Here is a 20632-nt window from a genome sequence, read left to right as displayed (position 1 = left end):
CGGGGCATGAGACACGAGGCACGTATGCACGCGGAGTCCGGCGAATGGCGACGGCGGTTCGCCGAGGAGGTACGGTCCGAACGGCCCGGTCTCGCCCTGCTGTGCCTGCTGATCGGCACGGAGGCGGACCCCTCGCTCGGCCAGGAGGGGATCGACACCGCCGAGATCGAACTCGACCGGCTGGCGGGGCTGCTGCCCTTCCGCCCCGGCGGGCCCCGCGCGTGGGCGTCCGCGCTCGCCGAGCTCCTGGGCGAGCAGTGCGGCTTCCAGGGCACGCCGAGCGACTACCAGCGCCTGGACTCCTCCCTGCTGCATCTGGTGCTGCGGCGCCGCAAGGGCCTGCCGATCCTTTTGTCGGTGGTGTGGATGGAGGTGGCGCGGCGCGCCGGCGCCCCCGTCTACGGCGTGGCGCTGCCCGGCCACTTCGTGGTCGGCTTCGGACCGCGGGACGAGCAGGTGCTCGCCGATCCGTTCGACGGCGGCCGCATCCTGACCGGGCAGGACGCGGAGATGCTCGTGGCGGGGACCGCGGGCACAGGGCTCCAGCCCTCGATGCTGACGCCCGCCGACCCGCTCAACATCATCCAGCGCATCCTCAACAACATCCGCGCCTGGGCCGCCGCCCGCCCCGAGCGCTCCGAGGTCGCGCTGTGGGCGCTCGACCTGTCCCTGCTGCTGCCGGCGCACCCCGCCAGGCTGCGCTATGAGCGGGCCCAACTCCTCGTCCAGCGCGGCGACTTCCTGGGCGGAGCGGCGGAGCTCGACGAGTACGCCGATGTGGTGACGGCGGTGGAGCCGACCACCGCCGAGCGGGTCCGCCAGCAGGCGCGGGCGGCCAGGGCCATGCTGAACTGAGCTCTGCGGGGCGGTAGGCGATCGGCCCGGCCGGGCACCACGGACGTATGCCTTCCCGATCCCCCGGAGCCCCCGAGTGGCGACGGCTGTTCGCGGCCGGGGCCCCGCACCCCGACCTCGCCCTGCTGCGCCTGCTGTGCCTGCTGATCGGCGCGGAGACGGACCCCTTGCTCGACCGGGCGGAGATCGGCAGGGCGCGGCGGCCGCTCGGCCGGCTCGCCGGGCAGGCCGCGCTCGGCAGCGACGAAAGCCCCCCCCCCCCGGGCCCGGGCGGCGGCCGTCGGGGAACTCCTCGGCGGGCGCTACGGCTTCCGGGGCGGGCCCGGTGACCACCAGCGCCGGGAGCCGTCTCTGCCGCACCGGGTCCCGCGCCGCCGCGGGGGCCTGCCGATCCTGCTGTCGGCGCTCTGGCTGGAGGTGGCGCGGCGCGCGGGCGCCACGGTCCGCGGGGTGGCGCTGCCGGGCCACTTCGTGGTCGGCTTCGGACCCCCTGACGACCTGGTGCTCGCCGGCCCCTTCGCGGGCGGCCGGGTCCTGACGGGCGCGGACGCCGGGCTGCTCGTGGCGGCGGCCACCGGGAAGCCCCCTCGTGCCGTCCATGCCGGGGCCCGCGCGGACGCCGGACATCGTGCGGCGGGTCCTGGACGACATCCGCGCGTGGGCCGCGCCGCGTCCCGAGCGCCGCGACGTCTCCCTCTGGGCGCTCGGCCTCTGCCTGCTCCTGCCCTCGCCGCCGCCCCGGCCGCGCTTCGAGCGCGCCCAGCTCCTCGTACGGCAGGGCGACTTCGCCGCCGGCGCGCGCGAGCTCGACTCCTACGCCGACGAGGTGGCCGACACGGACGGGGCGGCGGACCGGGCGCGGCGTCAGGCGCGGGGCGCCCGCGCCCGGCTGAATCGGGCGCTCAGAGCCAGCCCTTGTCGCGGGCGACGCCGACCGCCTCGGCGCGGTTGCGGACGGCGAGCTTCTGGATGGCCGTGGAGAGGTAGTTGCGGACGGTGCCCTGGGACAGGTGCAGGGCGGCCGCCAGTTCGGCGTTGGTGGCGCCGCCGGCCGCCGCGCGCAGGACCTCGCGCTCGCGGTCCGTCAGGGGGTTCGCGCCCTCGGCGAGGGCCGCGGCGGCGAGGGCGGGGTCGATGACCCGCTCGCCCGCGAGGACCTTGCGCACGGCCGCGGCGAGCTGGGCGGCGGGGGCGTCCTTGACCAGGAAGGCACGGGCGCCGGACTCCATGGCGTCGCGGAGGTGGCCGGGGCGGCCGAAGGTGGTCAGGACGACCACCTTCACGGCGGGGAGCGCGGCGCGCAGTTCGGCCGCGGCCTCGATGCCGGTGCGGCCCGGCATCTCGATGTCGAGCAGCGCGACGTCGACGTCCGCCTCGCGCGCCGCCGCGAGCACCTCGTCGCCGCGGCCCACCTGGGCGACGACCTCGATGTCGGGTTCCAGGCCGAGCAGCGCGGCGAGGGCCTCGCGGACCATCCCCTGGTCCTCCGCGAGCAGGACCTTGATCACCTTGTCGGCGCCGCGGCCGTCGTCGCTGGTCATGAGGGGGATCCTACGGTGGCGCCGGTGAGCGGGACGCGGACCGTGAGCCGGAAGCCGCGGCGGCCCGCGGCCCCCGCGTCCAGCTCACCGCCGACCGCGGCCACCCGCTCGGCGAGGCCCGTCAGGCCGTTGCCCGCGGGCCCCGCGCCACCCACCCCGTCGTCCTCGACGCGGAGTTCGAGACGGGGCCCGGCGAGCGTCTGGCGGGCCGTGAACGCCACCGTGCAGCGCCGGGCGCCGCTGTGCCGCACGACATTGGTCACGGCCTCCCGCAGCGCCCAGGCGAGCGCCGTCTCGCCCTCCTCGTCCGGCAGCGTCTCGGGCGCTTCCGGCGGCACGTCCGCCGCGATGCCGGCGGCGGTCAGCGCCGTACGGGCGCCCGCCAGCTCCCCCGCCAGGGTGCGCCTGCGGTAGCCGGAGACGGCCTCGCGGACGTCCACCAGGGCCTGGCGGCTGACCTGTTCGATGTCGGCCACCTGCTTGGCCGCCGCCTCGGGGTGGTCGGGCAGCATCCGCCCGGCGAGCTCGCTCTTGAGCGTGATCAGGGAGAGCGAGTGGCCGAGCAGGTCGTGCAGGTCCCTGGCGAGGCGCAGCCGCTCCTCGTTGGCCGCGAGCTGGGCGACGGTGGCGCGGGCCCGGCGGAGCTGGATCGTCGTGCGCACCAGTTGGCGTACGCCGGTCATGGCGAAGCCGACGAGGATGTTGAGGACGGCGAGGTTGCCGATGAGGTCCTGGAGGCTGTCCGTGCGGAGCCCGACCAGGACCATCACCGCGGTGACGGCGGGGATGGCCCAGGCCGCGTGCCGCGGTGGCGCCACGGCCCCCACGGACACCGAGACATACACGAAGAGGCCGAGCCAGTTCGCGCCGAAGCCGAGGGCGAGGACGACGGCCAGGGTGAGCTGGAGCGCGAACGACACGCACACCGCGCGCCGGTCGAGCACCTGCGTCGTGTACCGGAAGACCAGCGTGAGGTAGCAGACCACGAACGCCGCGAGGCCCAGCGAGCCGAGGACGGTGACCGCCGTGCCGCGCTCCGTGCGCACCAGGTCGCTCACCGGGGAGGTCAGGAAGACCAGCCAGATGCCGATCCAGAGCGCCTTGGTGAGGAACTGGCGGCGGTCCCTGACGGGCCTGCCGAAGGTGTGGACGGGGTGGCTCTCGTCGGGCGGGAGGTCTTCGCACGCGTCCCGGTCGCGGGGGTTCTCGCTCACGCCTCCATCGTGTCCTTCCGGTAGAGCCACGCCGCACCGCCCGTGAAGAGGACGAAGTAGGCGACCAGCAGGGCGACGTCCCCGGCGTGCGGGGCCTCACCCAGTTCGATGGCCTGCCCGAGGGCGGCGTACGCGTGCGTCGGCAGCCAGGACGCCACGTCCCGCAGCCACCCCGGGAAGGTCGTCGCCGGCATCCACAGGCCGCCGAGCAGGGAGAGCCCGAAGTAGACGATCATTGTGACGGGGCGGACCGCGTCACCGGACACGAGGTAGCCGATGGCCACGCCGAGCGCGGCGAAGCAGAGGCTGCCGGCCCAGATCGCGCCGGTCAGCGCCAGCCACTGCCAGGCCTCGAAGCGGACGCCCTTGACGACGGCGGCCACCGCGAACACCACGACGACGGACGGCAGCCCGACCACGGCCGCGCTCGCCGTCTTCGCCAGGACATAGCCGCGCCCCGGCAGGGCGGTCAGGCGCAGCTGCCGCACCCAGCCGCTCTCGCGCTCCTTGGCGATGCGCTCGCTGTTGCCCATCAAAACGGCGGTCAGGGCGCCGAAGGAGGCCATCGAGACCATCATGAACGCCGGTACGGACAGACCGGTCTCCGGCACCTGGCCGGCGCCCTGGGTGCCCGAGACGATCACGAAGAGCACCGAGGGGTAGATCACGGAGAAGAACAGGAACTTGCGGTTGCGCAGGGCGCGGGTGATCTCCAGCTTGATCAGGCCGCGTGCGGCGAGGAGGTGCGTCATGCGGTCTTCGCCTCCTCGGCCTCGGTGATCGCCACGAAGGCCTGTTCGAGGCCGAGCCCGGCCACTTCGAGGTTGTGGGGGTAGATCCCGAGCCCGTACAGGGCGTGCACGGTGGCGTCCGCGTCCCCGGACCGGAGGCGGACCGTGCGGCCCGAGACGTCCAGGCCGGCGAGGAAGGGCAGCGATCTGAGCCGCTCCGTGACCGCCTCGTCGATCCCCGCCAGGTCGAAGGTGATCCTGCGGGCCCCCGCCCGCGCCTTGATCTCGGCGGCGGTGCCGTCGGCGAGGAGGCGGCCCCGGTACAGGACGAGGACACGGTCGGCGATGGCGTCGGCCTCCTCCAGGTAGTGCGTGGCGAACAGGACCGCGCGGCCCCGGTCCGCCTGCTCCCGCATGGTGGCCCAGAAGGCCTGGCGGGAGGTGACGTCCATGCCGGTGGTGGGCTCGTCGAGGACGATCAGGTCGTTGGCGCCCGCCGTGGCGAGCGCGAAGCGGACGCGCTGCTCCTGGCCGCCGGAGAGCCTGCCCACGTCGCGGCCGGCGATCCGCGTGAGGTCGGCGTGGGCGAGCACGTCGTCCACCGGGTGGGGCCTCGGGTGCAGCGCGCAGGCCAGGCCGACGAGTTCGCGTACGGTCACCTCGCCCATCAGGCCGCCGCTCTGCAGCATGGCGCCGACCCGGCCCGCGGTGATCGCCGCCCGCGGGTCGCCGCCGAAGACCCGTACGGTGCCGCTGTCCGGGCGCCGCAGGCCGAGCAGCAGGTCGAGGGTGGTGGACTTGCCCGCGCCGTTGGGGCCGAGGAGCGCCACCGTCTCGCCGGGGCGCAGGTCGAGCGTGAGCGTGTCCACGGCGGGCACGCCGTCGTAGGCCTTGCTCACCCGCTCGAAGGCGACCGCGCTGGTGGCGGGCGGTGCTGTGGTCGTCGTCATGCGGACCATCGTGGCCGGGGGCGGCGCCCCGGCGGCAGTGTCACGTGTGCCGTGTCCGGGATGACAGATGTCATGCCGGAGGCCGGGCGCCCCTCTGCGGGGACTGCCCGGCCTCCGGTGGTGTGCGAGGGTCAGCTCGCGTTCGTCTCGATCACGCCGATCCGCTCGGCGGGCGTCTTGCCGACGAGCGCCTTGCCCATCGCCTGGGCGACGTCGGTCGGCTGGACCGGCGTCTTGTCGCCGTTGCCGCGCTGGATCAGGACCCCGTCGAAGACGTTGCCGTAGAGCTTCTCCAGCTCCTCGAGGTTGTAGTGCACCTCCAGGGTGCCGTTCTTGAGGACGCTGGTCTCCAGGATCTTCGGCAGCGACTTCTCCGGGCCGAACGGGATCGACTTGGCGCCCGCCTTGATGGTGACGTTGGCGGACATCGCGGGCCTGGCGAACCGGGTCATGAACTTGTCGACCTCGGTCTTGGAGACCGTCGGCTTCCGTGTGGTCACGGGCACCTGGACCGTGCCCGCGCTGCCCGTCTCGACCTGCTTCTTGTAGGCGTCGGCGACGGCCTTGGTGGACGCCTCGGCGTCGATGCCCTTGCCGACCTTGCCGTAGACGGGCACGGCCTTGCCGGGCACGAACTCGACCGTGCCCTCCTTCGCCGAGCCCGAGCCGCCCGCGGCGCGCTCCAGGGCGGCCGCCAGCTTCTCCTCGTCGACGGGCATGACCGGCTCGACGACGCGCTGCCCGCCGAACAGCGAGCCGACCACGGAGACCGGGTTGTAGTCGCTGCTCGCGGCCTCCCGGACGGTGGCCTGGCTGTCCAGGGTCAGCCCGGCCTGGTCCGGCTTGAGCGTGACCTCCTCGCCGGCCACCGACAGCTTCAGGGGCTTGGCCACGCGCTCGCCGATGGCGTCGTCGAGCTTGTTGACGGCCTCGTCACGGGTGCCGCCGCCGATGTCGACGCCGAGGACGGTGGTGCCCTTCGGCACGTCGGCGTGGTTCATCAGCAGGCCCGCGCCGTACGCGCCGCAGGCCACGACGACCGCGGCGACCGCGAGGAGGACCAGCTTGTTGCGGCCCTTCTTCTTCTTGGCGGCGGACGCCGGGGCGGGCGGCACGTCGGAGCGCACCGGCTCGGGCAGCTTCGGCGGGGTGTGCGCCATCGCGCCGTCCGCGCCGGGACCCGGCGGGAACGGCGCGTCGCCCTGCGCCGGCGGGACGACCGGGATGCCGCTGGTCAGCGTGGTGCCGGAGACGTTGCCGCCGGGCGCTGAGGCACCAGGGCCGCCGCCTGCGGGCGGGCGCGGGCCGCCGGGCGGCGGTGTGACCGGCCCGGACTTCTGCGGGGTGAGGATCGCGGTGTCGTCGCCCAGGGCACCCGAACGCGGCGGGCCGCCCGCCGGGTTGCCGGGGCCGCCCGACGGCGGGGTCCTGCCGGGGCCCGCGGGCGGCGTCATCGGGCCGTCGCCCGTGACGGGGCCGCCGGTCGGTCCCGTGGGGCCGCCGGAGAAGTAGGGCAGGTCGCCGCGGGTGGAGTCGTCGCCCCGCGGGCCGCCCGCGCCCAGGGGGCCCGACGCCACGGCGCCCGACACGTCGAAGGAGCCCGTACCGGAACCGTTCCTGCCCGGGCTCGCGGGGCCGCTGGAGGCGTTCTGGGGCGCGCCGGGGCCGCGGGAGGCACTGGAGCCGCCAGGGGCGCCCGAACCGGCGGCGGAGGGGCCGCCGTTGGCCCTGGAGCCGCCCGTGGTCGCGCTCTCGGCGCGCGCGGGCTTGCGGGGCGCGAACCAGTCGCTCGTCTTCTCCTCGGCCGACGCCGGACCCGAGGAGTTCGGGGCGCCTTCGCCCGCGGTGGACCCCGTACCGCCACCGGGACCCGAAGCGGAACCGGAGCCCAGCGATCCGTCGGCGGCGGAGGACGCCTGCCCCGCGTCGGTGGCGCCGGGCGCCGCGCCGTCACGGCGGCCGTCCTCGTCCGGCGCGTCCCCGCGCGCGGCCTCGTCACCGACGGGCGTGCGCATGACGACCGGCGGGATCGGCCGCGAGCCGGGGATGTTGATCCGGATGCGGGTGGTCAGCGTGGTCTGGGTCTCGGGCTCCTCGGGCCGCTCGTCGGCGGCCTGCCGCCGCCCTCTGTCCGCGCCGCCCTCGGCAGCGCCCTGCGCCGGGGAGCCGTACGGCGGCGTCCCCGAGGGGTATGCGGCTCCACCGCGCCCCTGGGGCCCGGCGGACGAACTGTCATTTTCACGACTCAAGGCAGGTTCTCCTGGTTGACTCCGCCGCCCGTCTCGACCTCATCCGGGGTCCCCCCGGCCGGAGGTGGGGGAGGCTCGGCGGCCGCACCACCATACTGGCCGCCGTCGGCGCTCATTCTGCGACGGGCGTCAAACCCGTGCGGAACACGGTCCGAAGTGGTACGTCACTTGCCAAGTCGGGCGGCCGACCCGGTCGGTTGCGGTCCCCGGCCGAGCGTGGCACACATCACAGCCACCGCCATCCCGCCGAGCAGGTAGGCGTAGCTGCCGAGTCCCGCGCCGAAGAGGAAGTCCCCCTCGGGTCTGGTCGCGGTGAGCAGCATGACCGCCACCAGCCAGCCCGCGGCGGGCGCCACCGCCCCCGCCTTGGCGCCGGCCGCCCGCGCCCCTCCGTAGAAGGCGCCGGCCGCCCCGACGAGCGCGAGCAGCAACCCGGCGGGGAAGAAGCCGCCTTGGACGAGCGCCCCGGCGACGCCGACGACCGCGCCGAGGACGAAGAGCCCGGCGTAGACGGCGACGCGCCCCACCCGCAGCGGCTGCGCGAGGAAGCTGCCCGCGGGCGCCGGGGCAGGGCTGGGCGCGGGCCTGGAGGAGCTGGAGCCGGCGCCGGACGACGCCCTGGAACGGGTGCTCACAGCGCTGCCACCTCGGCCGTGTCCGCCGTCCCCGCGAGTCCCGCGAAGAGATCCGTCTCCCGGGCCCGGCCTTCTGTGACCGCTTCTCCCCGCACGAGTTCGTAGTACTCCACCTCGAAGAGGGGCTGCGCGAGGTCGTTGGAGAGGACGAAGAGGGGCCCGTCGACGGTGACCTGGGTGGCGTGCGCGGCCATCGCCGCCGCCTTCGCCGACCGGAAGAGCGCGCCGTCGATCTCCGCGGTGATCCGCTCGTCGTCCGTGACGCCCGGCACGTCCGAGGGGGCTCCCGGGGTGGCGAACGGCGACTGCGGGAGCACCTCGCGCAGCCACCGGAAGCGCTCCTCGACCACGGAGCGCGGGGCGCGGTTCCAGTAGATCTTGGCGATGGTGTGCGGCGCGCCGAGGTCGGCGCGGAAGCCGGCGTCGGCCGCGAGGTCGGCGGCGCGCATGGCGACGCGGTGCGCCTGGATGTGGTCGGGGTGGCCGTAGCCCCCGTCGGGGTCGTAGGTGACGAGGACCTGCGGCCTGACCTCGCGGACGACCGCGACGAGATGGGCCGCCGCCTCGTCGAGGTCGGCCGACCAGAAGGCGCCGGGGCGGCGGTTCTGCTCGGTGCCCATCATCCCGGAGTCGCGGTAGCATCCCGCGCCGCCGAGGAAGCGGTGGTCGGTGACCCCCAGCTCCTTCATGGCGGCGGCCAGCTCCCCGACGCGATGGGACCCCAGGGAGTCCTCGCGGTCCGCGGCGAGGTGGGCGAGCCCGGCCGGGATGACCTCGCCCTCCTCGCCCAGCGTGCAGGTGACCAACGTGACATGGGCGCCCTCGGCCGCGTACTTGGCCATGGTCGCGCCGTTGTTGATCGACTCGTCGTCCGGGTGCGCGTGCACGAGCAGCAGGCGCCGGGCGGGCAGTTCCGTCATGGGACCACCCTACGAGGAACGACGCCGCCGCCGAGGACGCCGGGGGGACGGCTCAGAACTTGATGTCGCCGATCATCCCCGCCACGTTGGTCGTCAGCTCGTTGATCGTCGGAGCGATCGACGAGCTGGCCAGGTAGAAGCCGAGCAGTGTGCAGACCACCGCGTGCCCGGTTTTCAGACCTGACTTCTTGACCAGCAGGAAGACGATGATCGCCAGCAGCACCACCGCCGAAATCGAGAGTGCCACGGCGGTCACCTCCAAGTCGTTGCCGTAACCCAGTGCGGACGCCAGCAGGTACATACCCACCAAGCGCTACGGATCATAACTATCCGTGTGGACGCATGACTCGGAGCACGGCAGCACAAGGGGGCGCATGCGCCATAGGCTCGGGGGATGACCACCGAAGACCCCGGAGTTCCCAGGCCCGGCGAGAGCCCGGCGCAGCCGCTCTCCTTCCCGCGTCAGCAAGCCCGTACGCAGCGCTTCACCCTCGGCGCGCCCCGTGCGTTCACGGTGGCTCCCGACGGCTCACGCGTCGTCTTCCTGCGCTCCTCCGCCGGCTCCGATCCGGTGAGCCGGCTCTGGGTACTGGACGTGGAGGACGGCCGCGAGCGGACCGCCGCCGACCCCGGGGCGCTGCTCGGCGGCGCGGCGGAGCGGCTCTCCGCCGCCGAGCGCGCACGGCGTGAGCGCAGCAGGGAGAGCGGCGCGGGCATCGTGGGGTACGCCACGGACGCCGCCGTGGAGCTGGCCGCGTTCGCCCTGTCGGGCCGGCTCTTCACGGCGGAGCTGCGCGCGGGCACGACCCGTGAACTGCCCGCCGCGGGCCCGGTGATCGACCCGCGGCCCTCGCCCGACGGACGGCACGTCGCGTACGTCTCCGGGGGCGCCCTGCGGGTCACGGACGCCGACGGCGGGGGTGACCGGGTGCTCGCCGCGCCGGAGCCCGGCGAGGCGGCGACGGTGACGTACGGCCTCGCGGAGCACGTCGCGGCCGAGTCGATGGCGCGGGACCGCGGGTTCTGGTGGTCCCCCGACTCGGCCCGGCTCCTCGTGGCGCGGGTCGACGACGCGCCCGTGCGGCGCTGGTGGATCGCCGACCCCTCGCAGCCCGAGCGGGAGCCGGTGCAGATCGCGTACCCGGCCGCGGGCACCGCCAACGCCGACGTACGCCTGTTCGTCCTTGGCCTGGACGGGGCGCGCACCGAGGTGGTGTGGGACCGGGGCCGCTTCCCCTACCTCGCCCGGGTGCACTGGTCGGCGGACGGCGCTCCGCTGCTGCTCGTGCAGTCCAGGGACCAGCGCGGGCAGCTCTATCTCGCGGTGGACCCCGCGAACGGGTCGACGCGGATGGTCCACGCGGAGGAGGACACAGATTGGCTTGAACTGTTCCCTGGTGTGCCGTGCTGGTCGCCCAGCGGGAAGCTGGTGCGGATCGTCGACGAGGGCGGCGCGCGCGTCCTCGCGTGGGGCGAGAGGCCGCTGACGGGGGCGCAGTTGCACGTGCGCGCGGTCCTCGACGTGACGGAGGAGGACATCCTGCTCTCGGCGTCGGCGGGGCAGGCCGCCGCCGACCCGGAGACCGGTGAGGTGCATGTCTACCGCGTGAACGAACTGGGCGTGGAGCGTCTCTCGCGGGAGCCCGGCGTGCACTCGGCGGTCCGCGCGGGCGGCCTCACCGTCCTCGTGTCGGCCGCCCTCGACCGCCCCGAGTCCCGGGTGCGGGTGTTGCGGGACGGCAAACACGTGGCGAACGTGGCCTCGTTCGCCGAGCGTCCGGGGCTCACTCCGCGCGTGACGCTCACCGAAGGGGGCACGCGCCGGATTCCGTGCGCCGTCCTGCTCCCCACGGAATACAAGGCGTCGGACGGACCGCTTCCGGTTCTGCTCGACCCGTACGGCGGGCCGCACGGTCAACGCGTGCTCCACGCGCACAACGCCTACCTCACCTCTCAGTGGTTCGCCGACCAGGGCTTCGCGGTGATCGTGGCGGACGGCCGCGGCACCCCCGGCCGCTCCCCCGCCTGGGAGAAGTCGATCAAGAACGACCTGACGCTGACGCTCGACGACCAGGTCCACGCCCTGCACGCCCTCGCCCAGGCGTACCCCCTCGACCTGGAGCGGGTCGCGATCCGCGGCTGGTCCTACGGCGGCTACCTCGCCGGGATGGCCGTGCTGCGCCGCCCCGACGTGTTCCACGCGGCGGTCGTCGGCGCCCCCGTGACCGACCTGCGGATGTACGACACGCACTACGAGGAGCGGTACCTCGGCGACCCGGCGAAGACCCCACAGGCGTACCGGCACAACTCCCTGGTCGGCGACGACGGGCTGATCGAGGCGGCCGAGCCGCACCGCCCGATGCTCGTCGTCCACGGCCTCGCCGACGACAACGTGGTGGTGGCGCACTCCCTGCGCCTCTCCTCCGCGCTGCTCGCCGAGGGCCGCCCGCACGAGGTCCTGCCGCTGTCCGGCGTGACCCACATGATGTCGGACGAGCGGATCGCGGAGAACCTGCTCCACTTCCAGGCGGACTTCCTCAAGCGCTCCCTCGGCCTGTAGGGCGGGGCGGCCCGCGGCGCTACGGCACGACCCGCTTTTCCTCGGCGAAGTGGCAGGCCGAGTCGTGCGCCGCGGGCCCCTCCTCGTACCGGAACGCCGCGGGCACCGCGAGCGCGGGCACCTCCAGGGCGCACCGCTCGCGCGCCTTCCAGCAGCGCGTGCGGAACCGGCAGCCCGAGGGCGGGTTCGCGGGCGAGGGCACGTCGCCGCTGAGGATGATCCGCTCCCGGTGCTCGCGGGCCTCGGGGTCGGGGACCGGCACGGCGGAGAGCAGGGCCTGCGTGTAGGGGTGCGTGGGGTGGTCGTAGATCTCCTCGTCCGTGCCGGTCTCCACGATCCGCCCGAGGTACATCACGCCGACCCGGTCGGAGATGTGCCGCACGATCGACAGGTCGTGCGCGATGAAGACGTAACTGAGGTCGAACTCCTCCTGGAGCTTCTCCAACAGGTTGATGACCTGCGCCTGTACGGAGACGTCGAGGGCGGAGACCGGTTCGTCGGCGACGATGACCTCCGGTCGGAGCGCGAGCCCGCGCGCGATGCCGATGCGCTGGCGCTGGCCGCCGGAGAACTGGTGCGGATAGCGGTTGATGTACTCGGGGTTGAGCCCGACGACGTCGAGCAGGTCCTTCACGCGCTGCCGCCGCGAGCCCTTCGGCGCCACCTCGGGATGGATCTCGTAGGGCTCCCCGATGATGTCGCCGACGGTCATCCGCGGGTTCAGCGAGGTGTAGGGGTCCTGGAACACCATCTGGATGTTGCGGCGCACGGCCTTGAGCGCGCGGCCCGACAGACGGGTGATGTCCTCGCCCTTGTAGCGGATCTCGCCCGCGGTCGGCCGCTCCAGGTTGACCAGATCTTCGCGACCGTCGACTTGCCGCAGCCGGACTCCCCGACGATGCCGAGCGTCTCGCCCTGCCCGAGGTCGAAGTCGACGCCGTCCACGGCCCTGACCGCGCCGACCTGCTTGCGGACGACGACGCCCCGGGTGAGCGGATAGTGCTTGACCAGGCTGCGGACCTGGAGGATCGGTTCACGCCCGGCGTTCGGGTGCGGCATCGAGCGTCTCCTTCCAGAAGTGGCAGGCGCTCCGGCGCTCGGCGGTGAGGCCCTCGTACGTCACCCGTGCCAGCGGCGGATCGTCGGTGCGGCAGACGTCCTGGGCCATCGGGCAGCGGGGGTGGAAGGGGCAGCCGGGCGGGATGGCCATGAGGTTCGGCGGCAGCCCCTTGATCGCGTAGAGGTCCTGGCCCTTCTGGTCCAGCCGCGGGATCGATTCGAGCAGGCCGAGGGTGTACGGGTGGGCAGGCGCCCGGTAGATCTCGTGGACGGGGGCCCGCTCGACGATGCGGCCCGCGTACATCACGGCGATGCTGTCGGCGACGTCCGCGACCACCCCGAGATCGTGGGTGATGAGGATCAACCCCATGTTCATCTCGCGCTGGAGCTCCGCGAGCAGGTCCATGACCTGCGCCTGGACCGTGACGTCGAGGGCGGTGGTCGGCTCGTCGGCGATGATGAGCGCGGGTTCGAGCGCCATCGCCATGGCGATCATGATGCGCTGGCGCATGCCGCCGCTGAACTGGTGCGGATACTGCCCGACGCGTTCCCTCGCGGCCGGGATGCGCACCCGGTCCATCAGCTCGACGGCCTTGTTCCGCGCGTCCTTGCGGGACATGCCCCGGTGCACGACGAACATCTCGCCGAGCTGCGCGCCCACGCTGAGCACGGGGTTCAGCGAGGAGAGCGCGTCCTGGAAGATCATCGCCATTTCGGCGCCGCGCACCTTGCGCCGCTCGTCCTCCCTGAGCTTCAGCAGGTCCCTGCCGCGGAAGAGGATCTCGCCCGAGGTGATCCTGCCCGGCGGGGTGTCGAGGATGCCCATGACGGCCTGCGCGGTCACGGACTTGCCCGAGCCCGACTCGCCGAGCACGGCCAGGGTCTCGCCCGCCGCCACGCTGTAGTCGACGCCGTTGACGGCGTGGGCGACCCCGTCCCTGGTGCGGAACTCCACCCGCAGGTCGCGCACGTCGAGCAGCTTGGGCGCGGCGGGCGCACCGGACGCGGCCGCCTCGGATGCCACGGTTGCCATGGGCGCCTACCTCAGCTTCGGGTCGAGGGCGTCGCGCACCGCGTCGCCGAGCATGATGAACGCCAGGACCGTGACCGCCAGCGCGCCGGCCGGCCAGAGCAGCATGTGCGGGGCGTTGCGGATGTACGGGGACGCGGCGGAGATGTCGATGCCCCAGCTCACGGTCGGCGGCTTCAGGCCGACGCCGAGGTAGGAGAGCGTGGCCTCCAGGGCGATGTACGTGCCGAGCGCGATGGTGGCCACGACGATGACCGGTGCCACGGCGTTCGGCGTGATGTGCCGGAGCAGCATCCGGGAGTTGGACGCGCCGAGCGCGCGGGCCGCCTGGACGTAGTCGTTGTGCTTGGCGGTGATCACGGAGCCGCGCGCGATGCGGGAGATCTGCGGCCAGCCGAGCAGCACCATGAAGCCGACCACGGGCCAGACCGTGGAGCTGGTGACCACGGACAGGAGCACGAGTCCGCCGAGCACGACGGGGATGGCGAAGAAGATGTCGGTGACGCGGGAGAGGACGGCGTCCCAGCCGCCGCCGAAGAACCCGGCGAGGCCGCCGAGGACGCTGCCGAGCACGGCGACGCCGAGCGTGGCGCAGACGCCCACCGTGACCGAGACCCGCGTCCCGTACACGACGCGGGTGTAGACGTCGCAGCCCTGCTCGTTGAAGCCGAAGGGGTGCCCCGGCGACGCCCCCTTCTGCGCGTTGCCGAGGTCGCAGTCGAGCGGGTTGCCGGTGGCGATGAGCGAGGGCCACAGCGAGATCACCACGAGGAAGACGATGATCAGCCCGGAGACGATGAAGACCGGGTTGTGCCGCAGGTCGCGCCAGGCGTCGGACCACAGGCTGCGGGCCGGGGCCGAGGGCCCGGCGCCGTCGGGCCCGCCCGGTGTCCGCTCCAGGGTCGTCGCCTCGCTCGCGGCGAGGTCCATCGCCCCGCCCATGCCGGTGGCGGCGATGGCTCCCTCGGGTTCCTGCGGGTCAGGCATAGCGGATCCTCGGGTCGAGTACGGCGTACAGGAGATCGACGATCAGGTTGGCCACCAGGAAGACCAGGACGAGTACGGTCACGAAGCCGACGACGGTCTGGGTGCTCTGGCGCAGGATGCCCTGGTAGAGCTGGAAGCCGACGCCGTGGATGTTGAAGATCCGCTCGGTCACGATCGCGCCGCCCATCAGCGCGCCCACGTCGGTGCCGATGAAGGTGACCACCGGGATCAGGGAGTTCCGCAGCAGGTGCCGGGTGATGACGCGGCGCCGGGGCAGGCCCTTGGCGATGGCGGTGCGGACGTAGTCGGCGCGGCGGTTCTCCGCGATGGAGGTGCGGGTCAGCCGGGTCACGTACGCGAGGGAGACCGAGGCGAGCACGAGGCCGGGGACCAGCAGCTCGTCGTAGGGCGCCTCGCTCGACACGGAGGGCTTGATGACGCCCCACTGGACGCCGAGCAGCAGTTGCAGGACGAGTCCGGTGACGAAGGTGGGCACGGAGATGACGACGAGCGTGAGCAGCAGCACGGCGGTGTCGATGGGGCGTCCGCGCCGCAGCCCGGTGAGCACGCCGAGCGAGATCCCGATGACGATCTCGAAGACGATGGCGACGAGGGTCAGCCGGATCGTCACCGGGAAGGCGGCCGACATCAGTTCGGTGACCTTCTGGCCGTTGAAGGCGGTGCCGAAGTCACCGGTGAAGACGTTGCCCATGTACGTCAGGTACTGCTGCCACACCGGCTTATCGAGGCCGAACTCCTTCTTCAGGCGCAGGGCCGTCGCCGGGTCGCACTTGCGGTCCCCGCACAGCCCGGCGACGGGGTCGCCCATCACGTTCACCATCAGGAAGATCAACAGCGTGGCGCCGATGAAGACGGGGATCATCTGGAGCAGACGCCGGATCACATAACGACCCATGGGGGCTCCGGGGATAGTGGGGGCTCCGGGGGCGGAGGCGCGCGGGAGGGTGGCTGCGGTGAGGGCGCCTCGGCCGCTCTCTCACTCGACCTTGATCTGGTCGTACACCGGCACGCTGAACTGGTTCAGCGACACGTCGGAGACCCGCTCGGAGTAGCCCGCGCTGCCGTTCTGGTACCAGAGCGGGATGGCCGGCATGTCCTCGGCGAGGATCTTCTCGGCGTCCTGGAACGTGCCGACGGCCTTGGCGGTGTCCGTCTCGCCGTTGGCCTCGTTGACGAGCCGGTCGAACTCCTCGTCGCTGTACTTGCCGTCGTTCGACGGGGCGTCGGTGAAGTAGTTCGGTTCCAGGAAGTTCTGGATCAGCGGGTAGTCCATCTGCCAGCCCGCGCGCCAGGCGCCGTCGAGCTGCTGCTTGGAGGCCTTGCCACGGAAGTCGGCGAAGGTGCCGACGGGATCGCCGATGCAGGCCTTGTCCTTGCCGAGCGCCTTGTTGACGGAGTTGCACAGGGCGTCGACCCACTCCTTGTGCGAGCCGGTGTCCGCGTTGTACGTGACCTTGAGCCGACCGCCGGGGATGCCGCCGCCCTCCTCGACCAGCTTCCTGGCCTCGGCCGCGTCGTACTCGCACGCCTTGCCGCACAGCCCCTTCTGGAAGCCGCCGTCCGCGCCGAGGACCGGCGAGGTCCAGTCGGACGCGGGCGTCCGCGTCTTCTGGAAGATGGTCTCGGTGATCTGCTCCCGGTTGATCGCCATGGAGATCCCCCGGCGGACCTTCTCCCGTCCCGGCTTCGTCCACTCGCTGTCGTAGAAGGGGAAGGCGAGGGTCTGGATGATGCCGGCGGGGGTGTTGATGTAGCGGTCGCCGAGGTCCCTCTTGGCGTTCTTGAGTTGTGCGGCGGGAACGTCGTCGACCAGGTCGAGGTTGCCCGCCATCAGATCCGTGTAGGCGGTGTTGTTGTCGGTGTAGACCCTCATGTCCACACCGCCGTTTTGCGCCTTGTCGTCGCCGGGGTACTCCTCCCACTTGCGCAGGGACATCTGCGAGCCCTTGGTGTACGAGTCCACGGTGTACGGGCCGTTGCCCACGGGCTTGGAGAGCCAGGCCTCGCGGTCGTCGTAGAAGGCCTTGGGCAGCGGTGCGAAGGCCGGGTAGCCGAGGGTGTCGGGCCAGGTGGAGAACTTCTGGCTGAGCCTGACGGTGAACGTCCTGTCGTCGACGACCTTCAGCCCCGACAGCGTCTCGGCGCTCGGCTCGCCCTTCTCCGGGTGGACCTTGTCGTACCCCTCGATGTAGCCGAAGAAGTAGGCGTTCTTCTGGTTGTTGTCCAGGTGCGCCCCGTAGTTCCAGGCGTCGACGAAGGACTTGGCGGTGATCTTCTCGCCGTTGCTGAACGTCCAGCCGTCCTTGATCGTGACCGTGAAGTTCCGCGCGTCCTCGGTCTCGATCGACTCGGCGACCATGTCCTCGGCCTTGCCGGTCCTCGGGTCGTACCGCTTGAGACCCCGGAAGATCATGTCGAGGATCTTGCCGCCCTGCACCTCGTTGGTGTTCGCGGGCTCCAGCGGGTTCTGCGGATCGCCCCAGGAGGAGCTGACGATCCCGGAGCCGGCACCGCCACCGCTCCCCCCGCCGCCGCAGGCCGTCGCGGCGAGGGCGACGGTCACCGCGCATGCGGCCCACCTGGCGTGTGTGGCTCCACCCATGGAGTCCTCCTGTCCTGACCCTGCCTCGGCTCTACGTATCGCCAAATATCTCCGCAGGCGGGATGAACCGCACATTTACCCCGGCCGTACGAGTCGGGGCTCCTCCGGATGTACGTATTCCGAGACATCAGCGCCCGTATATCGGACTCATTGCCCGGATTGCTGGGATTCGGCATGGGTTGTCCATCACGCTTGATTACGTCAAGGTAAAGTCATGGGATTTATCAGGTAAAGCTATGGTCAAGGATCTCAAGAGCCCGCCAAGGCGGCTGAGGATTCATTGACCGGGCGGGAAAGGCCTTGCGACAGTCGCGCCTAGCCCGTAGGCGCCTGCTCTTCCTGCGGAATCCTGATGACCCCCTCCGGGCCTGGAGCGCCATGACCTCGCCAACTCCCGCCGCATCCGCCACTCTTGAAGTGACGGACAAAACCGGCACCCCGCCCACGCCCAACGACCAGGGGAGCAAGGGGCGTTCGCCGGGGCGGCTTGCTTGGACTCGGTTCAAGCGGGACAAGACCGGCGTGATCGCGGCCTGCGTGGTCATCTTCTTCTTCGTGATCGCCCTGTGTGCGCCACTGATCGCGAAGCTCTACGGGAAGGACCCGTACACGACGTACGGGGTCGACGACCCGACCCTGCTGAACGAATTCAGCTTCCCGGTCAAGCCGAACGGCGGCATCGACGGGGAGTTCTGGTTCGGCATCGAACCGAGCCTGGGACGGGACGTCTTCACCTTTCTCCTCTACGGCATGCGCAACTCGCTGCTGATCGCCGGTGCGACGACACTTCTCGTCACCTTCTTCGGAATCGTCATCGGCATCACCGCCGGGTACCTGGGTGGCAAGACCGACTACTTCATCGGCAGGGTCATCGACATCCTGCTCGCGTTCCCCTCCACCCTCTTCTTCATCGCCTTCTGGCCGGTGATGATCTCGATCCTCGTATCGCCCGAGGAGAACACGCCGGTCTGGCTGACCGTCGTCAGCCTCATCACGGTGATGACCGCCTTCGGCTGGGCCTCCATCGCCCGGCTTCTGCGCGGTGAGGTACTCGCCCTGCGGGAGCGGGAGTTCGTGGAAGCGGCCAAGGTCACCGGCGCCTCACCGGCCCGGATCATCTTCAAGGAACTGCTCCCCAACCTCTGGACGCCGATCCTCATCCAGTCGACGCTCGCGCTCCCCGCCTTCGTCACCGCCGAGGCCGGACTCGCCTTCCTCGGCGTGGGTCTGAGCGACCCGACGCCGGACTGGGGCGTGATGATCCAGAACGGCTCGAAGTACTACCAGGACGACATCACCTTCATGCTCTTCCCGGGTCTGTCCATGGTGATCTTCGTCGTCGCCTTCAACCTCCTCGGCGACTCCGTGCGCGACGCGCTGGACCCCAAGACCAAGCGCTGACGCTCCCCGATCCGGCCGGGCGACGGGGCCCACCGCCGGAATCATCCGCTGTCTCCATCGAACCCAGGCAGGAAGCCATGCCCCTCTCTCGCAGAAACTTCATCATCGCCACGTCTGTCGCGGCCGGCGGTTCCATGGTCTTGTCCGCGTGCAGCAGTGGCGGCGGAGGGGGCGACAGCAAGGGCCCGGCGGGCTCCAAGGAGTACACGGGCGCCTCGGTCACGGTCGGCACCGCCGAGGACTCCCAGGGCCCCGCCCCCGAGGTCAAGGGAGCGCGCAAGGGCGGCACCATCTACGGCGTCTCCCCCGACGACCTCTCGCACCTCGACCCGCAGCGCATCTACTACGCGCTCAACTCCACCGGCGCCATGCTCTTCGCCCGGTGCCTCACGGGTTACAAGACCGCCGAGGACGGCTCGCAGAAGCTGGTCGGCGACCTCGCCACGGACACCGGCAAGATGTCCGACGGCGGCAAGACCTGGACCTTCACGCTGAAGGACGGTCTGAAGTGGGAGGACGGCAGCGCGCTGACCGTCGAGGACGTGCGCCACGGATTCGAGCGCTGCTGGGCCAAGTTCGTCACCGAAGGCGCCACCTACGCGCAGATCGCCCTCACCGGCAAGGACGACTGGCGCAAGGAGTACGAGGGTCCCTACGGCGGCAAGCACCTCGACGCCATCAAGATCGACAAGGCCAAGAAGACCATCACGTTCCACCTGGCCCAGCCGCGCTCCGACTTCAACTTCACCCTGGCGATGCACTCCTACGCCGCCACCCCGGTGAAGATGGACACCAAGGAGAAGTACGACAAGAAGCCGGTCTCCTGCGGCCCCTACCGGCTCAAGAACCGCTCCATCGACAAGTCGATGACCTGGGTGCGCAACAAGCACTGGGACGCGAAGACCGACCCGATCCGCAACGCGTACCCGGACACCCACGAATTCGAGTTCGGCACCGAGGGCCTGGACCTCGCCGACCGCCTCATCGCGGACCAGGGCAAGGACCAGTACACGATCACCATCTACAACAACGTGCCCGCCGAGCGCATGCAGAAGGTCCTCACGGACCCGGACCTGAAGAAGCGCAGCTTCAACGGCCTGCTCACCGGCATCTACTACTACGCCATCAACTGCAAGCGCGTCACCGACCTCGACGTGCGCAAGGCGCTCATCCACGCCTGGCCGCTGGAGCAGATCCGCAAGATCTACGGTGGCCAGAACTCCGGCGACTACGCGACCACGATCCTCAGCCCCGACATCCAGGGCCGCAAGAAGTACGACCTGTACGGCAAGCTCGAGAAGCCGCAGGGCGACCCCGAGGCCGCCAAGAAGCTGCTGAAGAAGGCCGGCAAGCTCGGCATGAAGGTCGTCTACGCCTTCCCGAAGAGCCCGACGTACGACAAGACCAAGGTCGTCATCGAGGCCGCGCTCAAGAAGGCGGGCTTCGACCCGGTCATCAAGCCGATCGACTCCACGACGTACTACGACCAGGCCCAGCAGGTCGACAACAACTTCGACGTGATGTGGTTCGGCTGGTCCCCCGACTGGCCGACCGGCTACACGCTGCTCCAGCCGCTCTTCGACGGCACCACCATCGGCAACGGCTCGAACAACGTCTCTCAGCTGGACGTCGACTGGGTGACCGAGGCCATCAAGAAGAACGTGAAGCTCTCCGACCCCGACGCGGCCAACAAGGCCTGGGCGGAGCTGGACAAGAAGATCATGGAAGAGGAGGCGCCGATCATCCCCGAGATGTACCAGCGCCGCTTCTACCTGCACGGCTCCAAGGTCGGCGGCGCGCAGTTCGACCCGCAGTTCTCCGCGACCCTGATCAACAAGGTGTACGTCAAGGCCTGACGCCCGGCCTCCGTGGCGGGG

At 71.5% G+C, this 20632-nt stretch carries 16 protein-coding genes and 2 pseudogenes; 5 read left to right on the top strand and 13 right to left on the bottom strand.

What is annotated here, in order from left to right; genetic code table 11:
• Window positions 1-24: 24 nt before the first annotated feature.
• Both DCW30_RS18500 and DCW30_RS18495 read left to right on the top strand, forming a co-directional pair.
• Complete coding sequence (locus tag DCW30_RS18500; protein ID WP_103557423.1) at window positions 25-855, top strand: transglutaminase family protein; 831 nt, start codon at window positions 25-27, stop codon at window positions 853-855.
• 47 nt (window positions 856-902) lie between these two features.
• Window positions 903-1750, top strand: a pseudogene (locus DCW30_RS18495) (transglutaminase-like domain-containing protein); the annotation flags it as partial.
• Window positions 1751-1757: 7 nt separating this feature from the next.
• On the opposite strand, the gene DCW30_RS18490 reads toward DCW30_RS18495, so the two are convergent.
• From DCW30_RS18490 to DCW30_RS18450, 8 genes are all read right to left on the bottom strand, one after another.
• Window positions 1758-2396, bottom strand: a complete 639-nt coding sequence (locus tag DCW30_RS18490; protein WP_062779821.1) for a response regulator transcription factor — start codon at window positions 2394-2396, stop codon at window positions 1758-1760.
• Entirely contained in the window at window positions 2393-3610 is a 1218-nt protein-coding gene (locus tag DCW30_RS18485; RefSeq protein ID WP_079250015.1) for a sensor histidine kinase, read from the bottom strand. The genes DCW30_RS18490 and DCW30_RS18485 overlap by 4 nt, the downstream gene beginning before the upstream one ends.
• Window positions 3607-4362, bottom strand: a complete 756-nt coding sequence (locus DCW30_RS18480) for an ABC transporter permease (protein ID WP_076684718.1) — start codon at window positions 4360-4362, stop codon at window positions 3607-3609. The genes DCW30_RS18485 and DCW30_RS18480 overlap by 4 nt, the downstream gene beginning before the upstream one ends.
• The gene (locus DCW30_RS18475; RefSeq protein ID WP_076684719.1) at window positions 4359-5300 is read right to left on the bottom strand and encodes an ABC transporter ATP-binding protein; all 942 of its coding nucleotides are present in this window, start codon (window positions 5298-5300) and stop codon (window positions 4359-4361) included. Before DCW30_RS18475 ends, DCW30_RS18480 begins: the two co-directional genes overlap by 4 nt.
• Before the next feature lie 122 nt (window positions 5301-5422).
• Window positions 5423-7540, bottom strand: coding sequence for a hypothetical protein (locus tag DCW30_RS18470; protein ID WP_076684720.1), 2118 nt, complete (start codon window positions 7538-7540; stop codon window positions 5423-5425).
• Window positions 7541-7704: 164 nt separating this feature from the next.
• Window positions 7705-8073, bottom strand: a complete 369-nt coding sequence (locus tag DCW30_RS18460; protein ID WP_062779886.1) for a DUF6113 family protein — start codon at window positions 8071-8073, stop codon at window positions 7705-7707.
• A gap of 98 nt (window positions 8074-8171) precedes the next feature.
• Entirely contained in the window at window positions 8172-9095 is a 924-nt protein-coding gene (gene mshB / locus DCW30_RS18455) for an N-acetyl-1-D-myo-inositol-2-amino-2-deoxy-alpha-D-glucopyranoside deacetylase (RefSeq protein ID WP_076684721.1), read from the bottom strand.
• Window positions 9096-9147: 52 nt separating this feature from the next.
• Entirely contained in the window at window positions 9148-9342 is a 195-nt protein-coding gene (locus tag DCW30_RS18450; protein WP_062779883.1) for a hypothetical protein, read from the bottom strand.
• 147 nt (window positions 9343-9489) lie between these two features.
• On the opposite strand from DCW30_RS18450, the gene DCW30_RS18445 reads away from it, so the two are divergent.
• The gene (locus DCW30_RS18445; RefSeq protein ID WP_076684722.1) at window positions 9490-11655 is read left to right on the top strand and encodes a S9 family peptidase; all 2166 of its coding nucleotides are present in this window, start codon (window positions 9490-9492) and stop codon (window positions 11653-11655) included.
• Between the two features lie 19 nt (window positions 11656-11674).
• On the opposite strand, the pseudogene DCW30_RS18440 reads toward DCW30_RS18445, so the two are convergent.
• The 5 genes and pseudogenes from DCW30_RS18440 to DCW30_RS18420 form a co-directional block, all read right to left on the bottom strand.
• Window positions 11675-12714, bottom strand: a pseudogene (locus DCW30_RS18440) (ABC transporter ATP-binding protein).
• A complete protein-coding gene (locus DCW30_RS18435; protein ID WP_076684723.1) occupies window positions 12689-13747 on the bottom strand; it encodes an ABC transporter ATP-binding protein in 1059 nt (352 codons plus the stop codon). Before DCW30_RS18435 ends, DCW30_RS18440 begins: the two are co-directional and overlap by 26 nt.
• A gap of 6 nt (window positions 13748-13753) precedes the next feature.
• Window positions 13754-14731: an ABC transporter permease gene (locus DCW30_RS18430; RefSeq protein ID WP_076684724.1), complete on the bottom strand. Its 978-nt coding sequence runs from the start codon at window positions 14729-14731 to the stop codon at window positions 13754-13756.
• Window positions 14724-15647 (bottom strand): ABC transporter permease, encoded by a 924-nt coding sequence (locus tag DCW30_RS18425; RefSeq protein WP_076684725.1) that lies wholly within the window; start codon window positions 15645-15647, stop codon window positions 14724-14726. Before DCW30_RS18425 ends, DCW30_RS18430 begins: the two co-directional genes overlap by 8 nt.
• A gap of 81 nt (window positions 15648-15728) precedes the next feature.
• Window positions 15729-17354 carry a peptide ABC transporter substrate-binding protein gene (locus DCW30_RS18420; protein ID WP_076684726.1) on the bottom strand — a complete coding sequence of 542 codons (1626 nt, stop codon included), beginning with the start codon at window positions 17352-17354 and terminating at the stop codon, window positions 15729-15731.
• 378 nt (window positions 17355-17732) lie between these two features.
• Between DCW30_RS18420 and DCW30_RS18415 the strand changes: the two genes are divergently transcribed.
• Together DCW30_RS18415 and DCW30_RS18410 are read left to right on the top strand one after the other, a co-directional pair.
• Entirely contained in the window at window positions 17733-18755 is a 1023-nt protein-coding gene (locus DCW30_RS18415) for an ABC transporter permease (RefSeq protein ID WP_062779796.1), read from the top strand.
• A 77-nt stretch (window positions 18756-18832) separates the two neighbouring features.
• Window positions 18833-20611 (top strand): ABC transporter substrate-binding protein, encoded by a 1779-nt coding sequence (locus tag DCW30_RS18410; protein ID WP_076684727.1) that lies wholly within the window; start codon window positions 18833-18835, stop codon window positions 20609-20611.
• The last annotated feature ends 21 nt before the right edge of the window (window positions 20612-20632 follow it).

It is taken from the genome of Streptomyces alfalfae (assembly GCF_004127445.1).
Taxonomy (GTDB): Bacteria; Actinomycetota; Actinomycetes; order Streptomycetales; family Streptomycetaceae; genus Streptomyces; species Streptomyces alfalfae.
This window is presented reverse-complemented; position numbering and strand designations above follow the sequence as displayed.

Bases quoted from the DNA above. Each gene is read 5' to 3' on its own strand.
- DCW30_RS18500 (WP_103557423.1), top strand. From the start codon at position 25: ATGCACGCGGAGTCCGGCGAATGGCGACGGCGGTTCGCCGAGGAGGTA.
- DCW30_RS18490 (WP_062779821.1), bottom strand. From the start codon at position 2,396: ATGACCAGCGACGACGGCCGCGGCGCCGACAAGGTGATCAAGGTCCTG.
- DCW30_RS18480 (WP_076684718.1), bottom strand. From the start codon at position 4,362: ATGACGCACCTCCTCGCCGCACGCGGCCTGATCAAGCTGGAGATCACC.
- DCW30_RS18475 (WP_076684719.1), bottom strand. From the start codon at position 5,300: ATGGTCCGCATGACGACGACCACAGCACCGCCCGCCACCAGCGCGGTC.
- mshB (WP_076684721.1), bottom strand. From the start codon at position 9,095: ATGACGGAACTGCCCGCCCGGCGCCTGCTGCTCGTGCACGCGCACCCG.
- DCW30_RS18445 (WP_076684722.1), top strand. From the start codon at position 9,490: ATGACCACCGAAGACCCCGGAGTTCCCAGGCCCGGCGAGAGCCCGGCG.
- DCW30_RS18435 (WP_076684723.1), bottom strand. From the start codon at position 13,747: ATGGCAACCGTGGCATCCGAGGCGGCCGCGTCCGGTGCGCCCGCCGCG.
- DCW30_RS18430 (WP_076684724.1), bottom strand. From the start codon at position 14,731: ATGCCTGACCCGCAGGAACCCGAGGGAGCCATCGCCGCCACCGGCATG.
- DCW30_RS18425 (WP_076684725.1), bottom strand. From the start codon at position 15,647: ATGGGTCGTTATGTGATCCGGCGTCTGCTCCAGATGATCCCCGTCTTC.
- DCW30_RS18420 (WP_076684726.1), bottom strand. From the start codon at position 17,354: ATGGGTGGAGCCACACACGCCAGGTGGGCCGCATGCGCGGTGACCGTC.
- DCW30_RS18415 (WP_062779796.1), top strand. From the start codon at position 17,733: ATGACCTCGCCAACTCCCGCCGCATCCGCCACTCTTGAAGTGACGGAC.
- DCW30_RS18410 (WP_076684727.1), top strand. From the start codon at position 18,833: ATGCCCCTCTCTCGCAGAAACTTCATCATCGCCACGTCTGTCGCGGCC.